The sequence below is a fragment of the Gordonia hirsuta DSM 44140 = NBRC 16056 genome, from assembly GCF_000333015.1.
Lineage (GTDB): Bacteria > Actinomycetota > Actinomycetes > Mycobacteriales > Mycobacteriaceae > Gordonia > Gordonia hirsuta.
Genome location: NZ_BANT01000001.1, coordinates 18,754 through 32,932, shown reverse-complemented (window position 1 = coordinate 32,932; position 14,179 = coordinate 18,754). Strand labels below are relative to the sequence as shown.

Here is a 14,179-nt window from a genome sequence, read left to right as displayed (position 1 = left end):
TCACCGGCGGCCGGCGCGACCTGCTCGGCGCCTGAGGGCGCCCGGTCAGAAGGCCTCCGCCTGGGCGCGGCGGATCACTTCCCGCGCCGAATGGGTGTGCAGCGCCTGCGCCGGATGCATCCCGAGGTCGTGCTGCTCGGTGAACATCCAGTTGAGCGCCTCATCGCGGGTGTAACCCCCGTCGAGCAGGATGGTCACCAGTCCCTCGAAGTGCTTGGCCAGATGCCCCGGCTCACCGAAGAACAGGGCCGGGATCACCGCCTGGCCGTCGCGGGAGGCGGCGAGCAGATTGTGGTCACGGATCAGGGTTCGCACCCGGTTACCGGACAGCCGCAGGTGATCTGCCGCCTCGTCGAGGCTCAGTACCTCGGCGTCGTCGGGAAGGATGCCGGTGGAGAGCGGAAGAGAACTCACAAGAGGTGACGATACCCGACGCGGCCGGGCCCGGCTCGAGAGGTTTCACGCAGATCACAGGTAGATTCTCCCCCGTGACCTCCTCCGACGATCCGCTGCTGGGCCGGGTGCTCGAGCGTCGCTACCGGATCGATGCTCCGATCGCGCGCGGCGGTATGTCGTCGGTGTATGTCGGCACCGATCAGCGACTGGGCCGGCGCGTGGCGGTGAAGGTGATGGACAGCCGGTATCTGGGAGATCCGCAGTTCCTGCGGCGCTTCGAATTCGAGGCGCGGGCGGTCGCCGGGCTGAGCCATCCGGGCCTGGTCAACGTCTACGACCAGAGCATCGACGGCGACATCGCGTTCCTGGTGATGGAACTGGTGCGCGGCGGCAGTCTGCGAGAACTGTTGCGGGAGCGCGGCCCGATGCCCCCGCACGCGGTCGCCTCGGTCGGCATCCCCACCCTCGGCGGCCTGGGAACCGCGCATCGCGCCGGGCTGGTGCATCGCGATGTGAAGCCGGAGAACGTCCTGATCTCCGACACCGGTGATGTCAAGGTCGCCGACTTCGGCCTGGTCCGCGCCGTCGCCGAAGCCGGGGTCACCTCGGCCAGCATCATCTTGGGAACGGCCGCCTATCTGTCGCCGGAGCAGGTCAGCTCCACCGATATCGACGCGCGCAGTGACGTCTACTCGGCCGGCGTGCTGTTCTTCGAACTCCTGACCGGCCGTCAGCCGTTCCGCGGCGCCACCCCGCTGGCGCTGGCCTACCAGCGATTGAGCTACGACGTACCCGCACCCAGCGATGTGATCGCCGGGATCCCGCCGCAGATCGACGAGATCGTGCTGCGGGCCACCGAACGCGATCCGGCGGACCGGTACGACGATGCCTTCGATATGCAGCACGCCCTCCTCGATGCGGTCGACGATCTGGGTCTCCCGCCGTTCACCGTCCCCGCCCCCAGTCAGGCCTCCGCACGTGTCACCTCAGCCATCGCGCGCCCGATCGCACCGACCCGGCGCGAGGCAGAATACGACGACGCCTTTCCGGATCATGACTGCGCCGACCATGATTACGCCGCTCATGACGACCCGGGCGACGACCACCCCGAGGACGTCTATCCGGACGACGACTACGCCGACGACTATGCCGATCCCGCGGACTGGCCGGGCGAGCGCCACGGTGATCCGCGCCGCGACGCTCCGCACTTCGACGGGGCCGAGCCGCGCCCGTTGTTCGACGGGCGCTCCCATCCTCGCGAACCGAACGACCTCGAGGACGAGTCGTCCCACCCTCCCGTGCAGACCGGAAGCACCGTCGCCGCCCTTGTCTGGACGGTCCTCGTTCTCCTCGTCGCGGCGGGTCTGGCCGCCGGCGGATGGCTCCTGGGGATGACGCTGGTCTCCTGAGCGGCACCCCGGCCGAACCGGCGCCGCCGAGAGCCCGGATCGCCGGCTGACGGAGGCCTCAGCCGCGCAGCATCTCCGCGACCAGGAACGCCAGTTCCAGCGATTGCTGGGTGTTCAGTCGCGGATCACAAGCGGTCTCGTACCGGCTCTCCAGGTCCAGATCCGACAGGTCCTGCGCCCCACCGAGGCATTCGGTGACGTCCTCACCGGTCAGTTCGATGTGGATGCCGCCGGGGTGGCTGCCCAGGGCGTTGTGCACCTCGAAGAAACCCTGCACTTCGTCGACGACGCGATCGAAGTGGCGGGTCTTGAAGCCGTTGGAAGCGGTGTGGGTGTTGCCGTGCATCGGATCGCACTGCCAGATCACCTTGTGCCCGGTCTCCTCGACCGCCGAAACGATGCCCGGGAGCACTTCACGAACCTTGTCGTTACCCATCCGGGCCACCAGGGTCAGCCGACCCGGCCGGTTGTCCGGATCCAGGGTCTTGACGTATTCCACGGCCTCTTCCGGCGTCGTGGTCGGGCCGATCTTGACCCCGATCGGGTTGGCGATCATCTTCGCCAGCGCGATGTGCGCGCCGTCGAGCTGGCGGGTGCGCTCGCCGATCCACAGGAAGTGCGCCGACAGGTCGTAGAGGACCGGGTCGTCACCGCCGTGCGGATCGTCGGCCAAGCGCAGCATCGCCCGCTCGTAATCGAGGACCAATGCCTCGTGGGAGGCGAAGATCGATGCCGACTCCAGGGAGGAATCGTTGACCCCGCAGGCATCCATGAAGCGCAAACCGCGATCGATTTCGGCGGCCAGCGCCTCGTAGCGGGCTCCGGCCGGGGAGGTCCGCACAAAGGTCCGGTTCCAGTCGTGCACCCGCGCCAGTCGCGCCTCGGTGCCGGTCAGCGCCCGCACCAGATTCATCGCGGCGGCCGCATTCGCGTAGGCGCGCACCAGGCGCGAAGGATCGTGGACCCGGGCCGCCTCGGTGGCGTCCAGGCCGTTGACCATGTCACCGCGATAGCTGAGCAGCCCCAGCGCATCGGTGTTGGCCGATCGGGGTTTGGCGTACTGACCGGCGATCCGGGCCACCTTGACCACCGGCAGGCTGGCACCGTAGGTCAAGACGACAGCCATCTGCAGCAGGGTGCGGATATTGGCCTTGATGTGTGGCTCGGTATTGGCCGCGAAGGTCTCGGCGCAGTCACCTCCCTGCAGGAGGAACGCACGGCCGTGCGCCACCTCGGACAGCTGATCGGCCAGGGTCTGCACCTCCGACGGCATGCAGATCGGCGGCACGCTCTCCAGGACCGTGCGCATCTTGCGGGCCTCTTCGGCCGGCCAGTCCGGCTGCTGCAGGGCAGTTCGGGAGATCATATCGTCGAACTGCCCGGCCAGCTTCCCCGGCAGCGGGGGCAGTTCCGGCAGTTCATCCATCGGCACATCTACGGTCCAGTTCGCCACCGCTCCAGGGTATCGGATAGATCCCGCGCGGCGGTCGCCGGTCACCTGTTATCGCCGGTCACGAGTGTCGGTGCGCCTCGATCGCTTCCCACCGCAGCAGATTCTGCCGGGCGTCGACCAGCGCGCTGTGCGCATCCTTCTGCGTCGGCGGCAGCGGCGGGCACCCGGCGGCCTCCCAATGCTGACGCAGTTCCCGGGTGTACCGCGGCAATTCGTCGGGCAGATCGGGCATCGCGCCCCACAACTGGCACAGCACCACGTGGTCGTAGGCTCCCACCCACGCCCACAGCTCCACCTCGCCGGGACCTGCGATCAGGAACTCCAGCAGCTCGTCGCGGATCTGCCGGCGACTGCGCCAGGCTTTATCGGCCGGTGAGGGCAGCTTGTCGAGCACGTGCGTGCGCACCCAGGGGCCGGCCCGGTTCGGATCGAATTCGGTGGAGACGGCATAGAATTCGCGACCGTCCTCGGCGACGACGCCGATCGAAACGAGTTCGATCGTCCTGCCGTCCTCGATGAACTCGCAGTCGTAGAAGTAGCGCACGGCAGCCGATTATCCACCACCGGGCCGTTGCGCCACGCATACGCCCGTCGGGCCTCTGCAACGCTGCACCGATGGATTACCTTTAGGCCATGACTCCGCAGGCGCGAACGACGGCCGGCCGGCTGCGCACCTGGCGGCCCGGTCCCTTCGGCGGGTTGCTGGGGCTGGCGGTATTCGCCGTATCGGCGACTCTGCAGATCATCGGTGTTCCCGGCACATCGAGTTTCGGCACCCGCACCCGTTTCGACCTGGACGTCTACCGGCTGGGTGGTCAGCTGTGGCATCAGGGCTACAGCCTCTACGCCGACGGCTCGCTGCCGTTCACCGCCGACGGGATCTGGCTGCCGTTCACGTATCCACCGTTCGCTGCGCTGGTCTTCACTCCGCTGGGTGAGATCTCACTGGCCGTCGGCGGCGTGATCCTGTCTGTCGTCAGCGCCCTGTGTCTGGTCTACGTCACGGTCGTCTTTCTGCGGCTGCTGCATGTGGGCACCGGCGCCAATCGCCTGACTCTAGCTCTGTGGCTCTCCGCGTTCACGATCTGGTGGAACCCGTTCGGGATGACGCTGAGTTTCGGGCAGATCAACCTGATCCTGCTCGTGTTGATCGTGGTCGACCTGTTTGTGCTGGGCCGAACCCCCTCGGCCGCCGGAGTACTGCGCGGGGCTCTGGTCGGCGTCGCCTCTGCTATCAAGCTCACCCCGCTGGTCTTCCTCGGGGTCTTCGCCGCCGGCGCCAAATGGCGGGCGATGTGGACCGGGCTGGTCGCTTTTCTGACCGCGGCGGTGATCGCCGCGGTGTGGCTGCCGGCCGACTCGGTGCAGTACTGGACGTACACCGTCTTCCACACCGGCCGGATCGGTGTGCCCGAAGGACCGATCAACCAGAACCTCAACGGGGCTTGGCTGCGTTTTCTGGGCCCGGACAATCCGGTGGCCCCGGCCGCCTGGGCAATGTCGGTGGTGGCGGTCACCGTGCTGGCCGGGATCGCCCTGTACCGCACTCGTCCGGCACAGGCGATGCGCGCCGATCCCACGCCGCTCGACGATGTGAATGCCTTGCTCGGTGCCTGCGTCGTGGCCTTCTGGGGGCTTCTGGTGGCCCCGACCACCTGGTCGCACCACTGGGTCTGGTCACTGCCGGCGGTGCTCGCCTGTGCTGTGATCGCCGGACACAGTTCCTCGGTGTGGGGGGCCCGCCTGTACGGCGGCCTGGCGCTAGTGGCCGTTCCGATCTTCCTGATCGGCCCGTTCCAGTTGATGCCCGCCGACGTGGCGACCTGGTCCTGGTGGCAGCAGATCGTCGGCAACGCCTACCTGCTGTGGGCGTTGGCGTTCCTGACCGCGTTGTGGCTCAAGCCGTTTCGGCGGGCTTCTCTTTGAGCGAGGCGGCATAGACGTCGACGTACTGCTGCCCGGTCATGGCCATCAGTGCGTACATGATCTCGTCGGTCACGGCGCGTTCGATGAAGCGATTGCCCGACATCCCCTCATAGCGGGAGAAGTCCAGCGGTTCACCGATCTTCACCGTGATGCGAGTCGGCCGCGGCAGCACGGTGCCGGGCGGATTGATGCGGTCGGTGCCGATCATCGCCACTGGAATCACCGGCACCCCGGTCTCCAGGGCGAGTCGGGCCAGTCCCGTCTTCCCCTTGTAAAGCCGGCCGTCGGGTGAGCGGGTGCCTTCCGGATACAGGCACAGCAGGCCGCCTGACTCCAGGACCCGCTTGCCGGCCGTCAGTGCACCGGCCGCCGCGTTGGCGCCGGACCGGTCGATCGGAATCTGGCCGGAGGCCGAGAAGAACCATCGCTGGAAGCGGCCCTTGACCCCGGTGCCGGTGAAGTACTCGCTCTTGGCCAGGAAGAAGATCCGGCGCGGCACCATCAGCGGCAGATAGAAGCTGTCGACGACGGCCAGATGATTACTGGCCAGCAAGACCGGGCCGTCCTCCGGCAAATTCTCCAGCCCTTCGATCCGGGGGCGGCCCATCAGCCGCAGCGCCGGTCCCATGAGCACGTATTTGAAGAGGTAATACCAGAAGTTCGTCAAACCTACCTCCTGCGCGGCGGCCGCGCGTTCTCGGCTTGGCGCACGGCGGTGTGACAGCACACTTTACCCACGGGCCCCTCCACCGTCTGCAGCCGGTGACTCGGCGGCCGCCAGGTCCATCCGAGCGACCTGCGCCGCACCGATCAGACCTGCGTTCTCCCCCAGTTGAGTCGGCCGGATGCGCGCCAGTTCCCGGTGTCCGGCACCGGTGACCATCCTCGCGTAGTGCTCGCGGGCCTCGTCCAGATACAGCCCCGACGCCATGCCCAGCCCGCCGGCGATCACGATCAGATCCGGATCGAAGACGTCGGCGATTACCGCCATGCCTTGGCCGAGCCAGCGCGCCAGATCGGCGAAGGCCGCCACCGCGATCGGATCGCCCTCGGCGGCCGCGGCGGCCACCCGGCGGCCGGTCAGCGACCCCGGATCGGCGGCGGATTCGGCGGCCAGCATCGAGCGCCCACCGTCGCTGCCGGCCAGGAGCTCAACCACCGTGTCCACCAGTGCTGTGCCGCTGCAATAGCGTTCCAGACAGCCGCGCTTGCCACACGAACAGGGACGCCCGTCAGGGACCACGACCAGGTGACCGAGTTCGGGGGCGACCCCGAAGCTACCCCGGTAGATGTGCCCGTTCATCAGCATGCCGGCGCCGATTCCGGTGCCCAGCGCCATCACCAGGCTGTTGTTTCCCCGGGCCGCGGCGCCGAAATGCAGTTCGGCCACCGCAGCCGAGTTCGCATCGTGTTCGGCGAAGACCGGCAGTCCCAGGCGCTGCGCCATCTGCGCCGGCACCGCTGCCTCCCGCCAGGCGAGATGCGGAGCGAACCGCACCACTTGGCGGTCTGAGGACAGGAATCCGGCGATCGCCAGGCCGACCGCGCGCACCGACCAGCGATCGCGCAGTTCCCCGACCAGCCGATCCAGGCAGTGTTCCAGTGCCACCACCGTCGGCGGGGTCGCGGCGCGCAGGGTGTCGAGCATGCTTCCGTGCGCGTCGACCACCGCGGCTCGCACACTGGTGCCGCCGATATCGATGCCGATCGTCAGATCGTTCGAAGGGATGCCCACCCGGTCCAGCCTGTCACGAATGCGCTGCGACGGGACCGATCCGCACGGGAATCGACTGGAACGCCGTGGCCGGGGCCGCTGCGGTCTTTCCGCCGCCCGAACCCAGCATGTCCGAGACCGCCTCCAGGATCGCGATCAGCACGTCCAGCAGCCGGGACAGCAGCGAGCCGAGCTCACCGGCAAGAGTCCCCAGCTCCCCGACCAGTCCGTTCAGGCTCGAACCCGCCCCGAACAGGTCCTCGGCGGCGCCCGTGCCGCCGATCAGGGCGGCGAGTTGATCGAGTTGACCGGCGAAACCCAGCAACAGCGCACCCATGGCATCGCCAGCGGCGGCGTTGTCCTGCGAATCGCTCATCGGTGGTCGTTCTCCTCGGAATCCGGGCTCGGCCGCGAGCGGTCGGGCTCCGGCGGAGTCTCCACAGTACCGGCCCGGGCCGTCGGCCGTTGCGGCCAGACCGCCGGATCCGGCGCGAACCGCACCACCAGCTGCCGTCCGTCCCAGTCCGCACCGCTGACCCGGCAGCGCCGCAGCACCGACGGCAGCCGCACCGGCTGCCGGAAGCCGCTGACGGTCACCAGCAGGTCGTCCCCGGATCGGCCCAAGGCCAGCTCCTGCGGATCGACCAGGCTCTGTTGCCAGCGCAACTCGTACTCGGCTTCCAGTCCGTCGCCGCCCACGTCGTCCACCCGTGCTGCCGCCGAGCCTCGTGGGCGTCCGTTGGGGGCGGGCCAGGTGATCCCCAGGCGCCGCAACTGCGAGAGCCGGGCCGGTTCGGTCTCCTGCCGGGGAACGTCGCGGATCGAGATCGATGAACCGGCATCCCGGCCCAGGGTCGCGCGGACGGCCTCGCTCACCGCCTCGGTCGGCAGTCCTCCCGGACCGGCGTTGACCAGCGTCGAACGCAACGGCAACCCCATCACTTCAGTGATCGCCAGCTGGTCCGGTGCCGTCTGGGTTCCGCGTTCCCCGCCGGACACGACCAGATGCGCTGCGGTGATCGAGGGGTCGGTCAGCAGTTCGGCCAGATCCATGCAGTCGCGGTGGATCGCATCTATCGCGGCCGCCAGCGGTGCCAGAGCCGGCTTCTCCGCGGACTCGGCCATCCGCAACGGGCGGGGCCAGAGCCGGTCGGTCGCCGCGGCCAGCACGGTCGGCGCGCGCAGCAGAGTGAAATGATCGGTGCCGGACAGATCGACGATGACGCGCTGCCAGCGCCCCGACGTCGCCGCCTCCCGGATCTCCCGGAGCAGGAGGAATTCGGCGATGCCGGGCAGTCCGGTGAGTTCCCCGGCATCGATGGCGGCGATCGCACCGACCACCGGCAGCAGGTGGCGCGCGGCCCCGGCGGCGTTCAGCGCAGCGGTGAAGTCGGTCCACGCGCCTTCGGCGACGGCCAGCGGGTCCAGGTGCAGCAGGTCCAGCTCGGCGGTGATCGGCACCGGCTCGCCCGGAACCCGGAACACCCCGAGCCGCTGCGGTGTCGGCGAGCGGGGGTCGAGCGTGACCAGCAGCGTTCCGCCGGTTCCCCCCAGTGCGACCGGGCCGCTTCGGGGCGATCGCCGGGCCGCCTCGGCCGCGTTGACGGCTCCGGCGGCGGCCAGCACAGAGATGCCCGAGCCGCCGGGACCGTAGACCAGGTGGATGGGCGCCAGATCGATCAGTCTTCGACCCTCTTCTTCAGATCCGAGAGCGCCGCCTCGGTGATCGCCTTCTCTGCGCGCCGCTTGAGCTGGCTGATCATCGGGATCTTCAGGTCGACCATCAGGGTGTAGGTCACCTTGGTCGAACCGGGAACCTGCTGTTCCAGGCGGTACGAGCCCTGCTGGTCGCGCTGCAGATCACTGGACTCCAGCCGCCAGGACACACCGGTCCCGTCCGGGGCCCACTGGTAGGTCAGGACATAGGTGTCGGTGAGGATCCCGGCATCGAGTGCGAATCGCACGCGCTGACCCCGGCCCTGCGCATCCCGTTCGAGGACGGTCACCTCGCGAGCGGCGTTGACCCACAGGGGATAGGCATCGAAATCGGCGATCACTCCGAGGACGTCGGCCACGTCCGCGGCGATCACGATGGAGCGCTCGGTGTGGTCAGCCACCGGTCACCGCCTCCGCCGCCATGACGGCCGGCCCCCCGATCTCGCGATCGCCCTCCAGCAATGCCTTCACTTCGAACGACATCTCCTTGCCGGCCACCCGTCGCGCCTTGTTGGCCTCGGCGATGGCCGCCCATGCGGCCGCCGGCTGGCCCGGCAGCGGCCGGGTGGGTTCGGCGTGCAGATAGTAGTGCAGGACGAAGCCGTCGAGCACCGGCTCACACCAGATCTCCATGGTCCCTTCCAAGGGCCCGGCCACCTGCCACCGCACCCCGGCATCCCCGCGGTCTTCGACGACCTGCAGCCGCAGGTCACCGAACCAGCGGCGCCAGCGCGCACGATCATGCACCACGGCCCCCGCCAGGGACGGAGCCGCGGCGACGAAAGTCTCGTCAGCCACCTGGATGGTCGTCACGCCCATAAGCATCACACATCGCACCCGGGCACCGAAAGGCGCCCATCCGGATCGGGAATTCCGGCAACGCACGATACAGTGAAGTCAGACACTGGCCGAACACTTCACGAAGGGGATTACTCGCATGGCCGAATGCCGCGTACCCGCCAAGTTCACCACTCCCCCGGAGCGCAATGCGACCGACGTCCTCTTCGACGCCGCAGCCGCCCAGCCCGACCGGCCGATGTTCCTGTACGACACCGGGGACGGCGAGTGGGCGCCGATCAGTTCCGCCGACGCCGCGCAGCGGGTCCGCGATCTGGCCAAGGGCCTGATCGCCTCGGGCATCAACGTCGGCGACCGGGTGGCGCTGATGTCGGCGACCCGCCTGGAGTGGACTCTGCTCGACTTCGCGATCTGGAGCACCGGTGCCACCCCGGTCCCGATCTACGACTCCTCCTCCGGTCCGCAGATCGACTGGATCATGGAGGACTCCGCAGCGGTGGCCATCATCGTGGAGAACGAGGGCAAGCGGAAGCTGCTCGACGAGGTCTCCCACGTCACCGCCGCCACCACGGTCTTCACCATCGACCAGACCGACGGACCGGGCCTGATCGAACAGCTCACCCAGGCCGGTACCGAGGTCACCGACGCCGAACTGGAAGCCCGGCGTCGTTCCCTGCGCGCCGATTCCCCGGCCACGCTGATCTACACCTCGGGGACCACCGGGCGCCCCAAGGGCGTCATGCTCTACCACTCGAACCTCCTCGGCGAGGTCGGCGGCGTCCTGGACTCGTCGCTCGCCGATCTGCTGGGCCCGGGCAAGCGACTGCTGCTGTTCCTGCCGATGGCGCACGTGCTGGCACGCGGGGTCAACCTGATCGCCATCGAAGCCGGTGTGGCCGTCGGGTATACCGCTGATATCGCGAACCTGCTGCCCACCTTCGAGGTCTTCCGTCCGTCGCTGATCTTGTCGGTGCCGCGCGTGTTCGAGAAGGTGTACAACTCGGCCCGGCAGAAGGCGTACGACGATTCACCGGTCAAGGGCAAGATCTTCGACCGGGCCGCGACCACCGCGATCCAGTACTCCAAGGCTCTCGACGACGGCTCGGTCGGCAAGGTCCTGCAGCTGCGGCACAAGCTGTACGACCGCCTCGTCTACTCCAAGCTCACCGCCGCCCTGGGCGGGCAGTGCGAACTGGCGATCTCCGGCGGCGCTCCGCTGGGCGCCCGGCTCGGCCACTTCTTCCGCGGCGTGGGCATCCCGGTCTACGAGGGCTACGGCCTCACCGAGACCACCGCGGCGATCACGGTCAACACCCCGGCCGAGGTCCGGATGGGCACCGTCGGCCGGCCGATCCCCGGCAACGCGGTCCGGATCGCCCCCGACGGCGAGGTCATGCTCAACGGCGCCGTGGTCTTCGGCGGTTACTGGCGCAACGACGAGGCCACCGCCGAAGCCATCACCGACGGCTGGTTCCACACCGGTGACCTGGGCTCGCTCGACGAGGACGGTTTCCTGCGGATCACCGGCCGCAAAAAGGAGATCATCGTCACCGCAGGCGGCAAGAACGTGTCCCCCGCACCGCTGGAGGACATCATGCGCGCGCATCCGATGATCTCCCAGGCGATGGTGGTCGGCGACAAGGAGCCGTTCATCGGTACCCTGATCACTCTCGATGCCGAACAGATCCCCGGCTGGCTCGAGCGCAACGGCAAGGATCCGCAGACCCATATCCGGCAGCTGGTCAAGGACGCCGATCTGCACGCCGAACTGCAGGCGGCCATCGACGAAGCCAATGCGACCGTCTCCCATGCCGAGGCGATCAAGAAGTTCCGCATCCTCTGGGACGACTTCACCGAAGAGACCGGCGAGCTGACCCCGACCCTGAAGGTCAAGCGCAAGGTCGTCGCCGAGAAGTATTCGCAGCAGATCGAGAAGATCTACCGCAGGTGAGTCGCCGCCGCGGGTGAGCCGAAATCAGGCCGCCCGGCCGGTGCGGCTGTCTCTGGCAGGCTGTCCCCAATCCGGGGACGCTCAGAGCAGCTGCGCCAGTCGGGCGGCCTGGTGCTTCCACTGCCAGTTGCCGACGGTCCATTCCCGGCCAGCCGCCCCCATCCGCCGGGCGCGTTCGGGGTCGCCGAGCAGCTCGATCACCGCCGAGGCCACCGCCTCCACATCGCGGCCGTCGACCACCAGGCCGGTCTTCCCGTCCTGCACCGTCTCCGGCGCGCCGCCGGAGTCGCCGGCCACCACCGGTACCCCCGAGGCCGAGGCCTCCAGAAAGACGATGCCCAGGCCCTCCACATCCAGTCCCCCGCCGCGCGTGCGGGTGGGCATGGCGAAGACGTCAGCCATCGCGTGGTAGCCGGGCAGCTCGTCAGCCGGCACCGAGCCGGTGAACGTCACGTGCTCGGCCACCCCGGTCGCGGCGGTCAGCGCCTTGAGCCGATCGGCATAGGGGCCCCCGCCCACGATCATCAGATGCACCTGCGGATCGGCGGCCAGCAGCTGCGGTAGCGCCTTGATCAGCACATCCTGGCCCTTGCGCGGAACCAGGCGGGAAAGACACAGCACCACCGGCCGCTCCCCGAGCCCGTGCCGGTCCCGAAGTTCTTGGCGGGCAACCGGATCCGGGGCGAACCGGTCGACGTCGACCCCGCACGGCAGGTACTCCAGCGCAGCCCACCGGCCGAACGCCGAGGAGAATCGCCGCCGCGTGTACCGGCTGACGTAGGTGATCACATCGGCGGTCTCGCCGATGATGCGCAGCACTTGACGCGAACCCGGCAGCATCGACCAGCCGACCTCGTGGCCGTGGGTGCTGGCGACGATGCGCTGGGCTCCGGCCTGACGCAGCACCGGACCCAGAACCGCCAGCGGCGCGGCGGCGCCGAACCAGACGGTGTGGATCTCGTTCTCGCGCACCAGCTTCGCCGCACGGCGGGCGACGGCCACGTCAGGCAGCATCAGGGTGCTCGGATGCCGCACGATCCGGTACGGCGCGGCCGCGTCGTAGTCCTCGCACCCCTTCCAGCGCGGGGCGTAGACGATCACGTCCTCGGCGGGCAGATGGGCCAGCAGATTCTCCAGGTACGACTGGATCCCGCCCGGGCGCGGCGGGAAATCATTCGTCAGCAACAGCGTCCGATGCATCAGCGCACCTCCTGCCTGAGCCAGCGCTGCCACTCGGTGATCAGCTGCTTCTTGGAGGCCCCCAGTGTCTGCTGCAGGGCCTTCGCCGTCGCCGGCTCGTCACCGCCCTGGGCCACCGCCAGGTACATCTGCTTGAGCCGGTCCGGCCCGTAGGTATCGGCGACGAACGCGGCGAACGACCAGGCTGTCTGGTACGCCAACCGCGCCTGTGCGGTGTCGACGGCGAAATCGTTGTCGGCGGGCAGATCGGTGGGCAGGCGCCCGGCCGCGACCTGCACCGCCAGTTCGGGGGCCACATCGGTCAGCTCGTCCCCGGTCTCCGCCGGCTGCTCTTCGACGGGTCTACCCGGGCTGCGCGAGGCGCCGGGGGCGGCGCTGCTGCGTTCGGTGCTGCGCGCACCGCTGCCCGGTACGGCGGTGGTCCCGCGCCGTCCCACGTATTCAGCGACGCCCTCGGTCAGCCACATCGGCGCTTCTTCGGCGGTGGCCAGGCGCGCCGCCACATGGAACAGCTCGTGGCGCAGGATCACCGCGATACCGGCCTGCGAGAGCTGCCGGGCCGCCGGCGCCAGCACGATCCGCTGCCCCACCACGGTCTTGCTGCCGGAGTCGATCCGGGAGAAGACGCTCGCCGCAGCCGCCGCGGAGGTGCTTCCGTGCCGGGTGCGGGTCAGCGCAGCGAACTGCTCATCGGTCGCGGTGGCCACCACCACGGCCTGCTGCGACCAGTCCTGGCCCCAGAACCGGCTCACCGCCGAGACCGCCGACGCCAGCTCTGTCCCGACCGCACCGACGGTGCGCTCGGTGCCCGGATACGACAACACCGCCGACGCGCCGCCGGCGGTGCGCACATCACGGGCACGCAGACCGCTGAACGTCCACGGCACCGGTTCGCCGGGGGCGGTGGTCTCCCCCGGGGTGACGGCCGGATCGGGAGCGACCGAACCGTCGCCCAGCAGCTTCCACTCGTCGTCGTACCGGCTGAACGCCAGCATCATCGGTACCTCGATGACGGCCTCGTCGACCCCGGGCCGGGCGGCACCGCCGAGCGCGTAGCTCAGCGTCACCTCCGAGACCCAACTGTCGGAGCTGCCGGCTTCGGTCAACTGCACCCCCAGGGCGCCGCCGATCAGGCGGTCCGGCCCCGAATTCATCGCCAGCCGGTAGCTGAGGTCTTTGAGAACCAGATTGCGCCCGCGCGAGGGCGAACCGGCCGGTGCCGAGGACGGTCGTGAAGGCGGGTTCTGCGCACCGGTGGCCGCCGACGGTGCGCCGGCTTCGGGCGAGGACGGCACGACGCTGTCCGACCGGCGCGCCGCCGGTGGGGTCGGCCCCAGATTAGCCCGCGCCAGCTGCCAGGTGCGCCGGAAATCCGCGGTCGCCAGGGGGTCGATGAGCGCATCGAGTGCGCCCTTATCGGCACTGGTCAAAGCGTCGGGTAGGGCGTCGAGTAAGGCACTGACGCCCTCGGCACGTTGTTCCTCGTACACGCTGGGCGGCGTGGAGAAGATGGTCGAGGCCGTCGGGGCCGTCGGTGCGGGATCGTCACTTCCGCATGCTGCCGCCCCGCCGGCGAGCAGGACGACGGCCAGACCCGTGCCGACCGCGCGGCGCAA

General features: G+C 69.0%; 14 protein-coding genes. 3 read left to right on the top strand and 11 right to left on the bottom strand.

The features are described 5' to 3' along the window. Positions 1-45 precede the first annotated feature (45 nt). Complete coding sequence (locus GOHSU_RS00165; protein ID WP_005935029.1) at positions 46-414, bottom strand: Rv2175c family DNA-binding protein; 369 nt, start codon at positions 412-414, stop codon at positions 46-48. A gap of 74 nt (positions 415-488) precedes the next feature. Between GOHSU_RS00165 and GOHSU_RS00160 the strand changes: the two genes are divergently transcribed. Next, positions 489-1,805, top strand: a complete 1,317-nt coding sequence (locus tag GOHSU_RS00160; RefSeq protein ID WP_005935027.1) for a protein kinase domain-containing protein — start codon at positions 489-491, stop codon at positions 1,803-1,805. A gap of 58 nt (positions 1,806-1,863) precedes the next feature. On the opposite strand, the gene GOHSU_RS00155 is transcribed toward GOHSU_RS00160, so the two are convergent. Beyond that, positions 1,864-3,258, bottom strand: a complete 1,395-nt coding sequence (locus tag GOHSU_RS00155) for a class II 3-deoxy-7-phosphoheptulonate synthase (RefSeq protein ID WP_024332482.1) — start codon at positions 3,256-3,258, stop codon at positions 1,864-1,866. 58 nt (positions 3,259-3,316) lie between these two features. Then, positions 3,317-3,802, bottom strand: a complete 486-nt coding sequence (locus GOHSU_RS00150) for a polyadenylate-specific 3'-exoribonuclease AS (protein WP_005935023.1) — start codon at positions 3,800-3,802, stop codon at positions 3,317-3,319. An 89-nt stretch (positions 3,803-3,891) separates the two neighbouring features. Between GOHSU_RS00150 and GOHSU_RS00145 the strand changes: the two genes are divergently transcribed. Continuing rightward, entirely contained in the window at positions 3,892-5,184 is a 1,293-nt protein-coding gene (locus tag GOHSU_RS00145; RefSeq protein ID WP_005935021.1) for a glycosyltransferase 87 family protein, read from the top strand. Here the strand turns inward: GOHSU_RS00145 and GOHSU_RS00140 are convergent. The 6 genes from GOHSU_RS00140 to GOHSU_RS00115 form a co-directional block, all read right to left on the bottom strand. Next, positions 5,156-5,812, bottom strand: a complete 657-nt coding sequence (locus GOHSU_RS00140) for a lysophospholipid acyltransferase family protein (RefSeq protein WP_024332481.1) — start codon at positions 5,810-5,812, stop codon at positions 5,156-5,158. The genes GOHSU_RS00145 and GOHSU_RS00140 overlap by 29 nt on opposite strands. Positions 5,813-5,914: 102 nt before the next feature. Next, positions 5,915-6,919 (bottom strand): ROK family protein, encoded by a 1,005-nt coding sequence (locus GOHSU_RS00135; RefSeq protein ID WP_005935017.1) that lies wholly within the window; start codon positions 6,917-6,919, stop codon positions 5,915-5,917. Positions 6,920-6,932: 13 nt separating this feature from the next. Beyond that, positions 6,933-7,274, bottom strand: a complete 342-nt coding sequence (locus GOHSU_RS00130) for a hypothetical protein (protein ID WP_005935016.1) — start codon at positions 7,272-7,274, stop codon at positions 6,933-6,935. Next, a complete protein-coding gene (locus GOHSU_RS00125; protein ID WP_005935014.1) occupies positions 7,271-8,524 on the bottom strand; it encodes an ArsA family ATPase in 1,254 nt (417 codons plus the stop codon). Before GOHSU_RS00125 ends, GOHSU_RS00130 begins: the two co-directional genes overlap by 4 nt. Positions 8,525-8,577: 53 nt before the next feature. Then, positions 8,578-9,015, bottom strand: a complete 438-nt coding sequence (locus GOHSU_RS00120; RefSeq protein WP_005935012.1) for an SRPBCC family protein — start codon at positions 9,013-9,015, stop codon at positions 8,578-8,580. After that, the gene (locus GOHSU_RS00115) at positions 9,008-9,433 is read right to left on the bottom strand and encodes a hypothetical protein (RefSeq protein WP_005935010.1); all 426 of its coding nucleotides are present in this window, start codon (positions 9,431-9,433) and stop codon (positions 9,008-9,010) included. The genes GOHSU_RS00120 and GOHSU_RS00115 overlap by 8 nt, the downstream gene beginning before the upstream one ends. Positions 9,434-9,551: 118 nt before the next feature. Here GOHSU_RS00115 and GOHSU_RS00110 point away from each other — a divergent pair, with 118 nt between their 5' ends. Next, positions 9,552-11,363, top strand: a complete 1,812-nt coding sequence (locus GOHSU_RS00110) for an AMP-dependent synthetase/ligase (protein ID WP_005935008.1) — start codon at positions 9,552-9,554, stop codon at positions 11,361-11,363. An 81-nt stretch (positions 11,364-11,444) separates the two neighbouring features. On the opposite strand, the gene GOHSU_RS00105 is transcribed toward GOHSU_RS00110, so the two are convergent. Together GOHSU_RS00105 and GOHSU_RS00100 are read right to left on the bottom strand one after the other, a co-directional pair. Further along, positions 11,445-12,563 (bottom strand): glycosyltransferase family 4 protein, encoded by a 1,119-nt coding sequence (locus GOHSU_RS00105; protein WP_005935006.1) that lies wholly within the window; start codon positions 12,561-12,563, stop codon positions 11,445-11,447. Then, positions 12,563-14,179 carry a hypothetical protein gene (locus GOHSU_RS00100; protein ID WP_005935004.1) on the bottom strand — a complete coding sequence of 539 codons (1,617 nt, stop codon included), beginning with the start codon at positions 14,177-14,179 and terminating at the stop codon, positions 12,563-12,565. Before GOHSU_RS00100 ends, GOHSU_RS00105 begins: the two co-directional genes overlap by 1 nt.

What these genes read in the sequence shown, in the direction of transcription:
- GOHSU_RS00145 (WP_005935021.1), top strand. Translation starts at nt 3,892, where the DNA reads ATGACTCCGCAGGCGCGAACGACGGCCGGCCGGCTGCGCACCTGGCGG.
- GOHSU_RS00130 (WP_005935016.1), bottom strand. Translation starts at nt 7,274, where the DNA reads ATGAGCGATTCGCAGGACAACGCCGCCGCTGGCGATGCCATGGGTGCG.
- GOHSU_RS00140 (WP_024332481.1), bottom strand. Translation starts at nt 5,812, where the DNA reads ATGGGACCGGCGCTGCGGCTGATGGGCCGCCCCCGGATCGAAGGGCTG.
- GOHSU_RS00115 (WP_005935010.1), bottom strand. Translation starts at nt 9,433, where the DNA reads ATGGGCGTGACGACCATCCAGGTGGCTGACGAGACTTTCGTCGCCGCG.
- GOHSU_RS00105 (WP_005935006.1), bottom strand. Translation starts at nt 12,563, where the DNA reads ATGCATCGGACGCTGTTGCTGACGAATGATTTCCCGCCGCGCCCGGGC.
- GOHSU_RS00110 (WP_005935008.1), top strand. Translation starts at nt 9,552, where the DNA reads ATGGCCGAATGCCGCGTACCCGCCAAGTTCACCACTCCCCCGGAGCGC.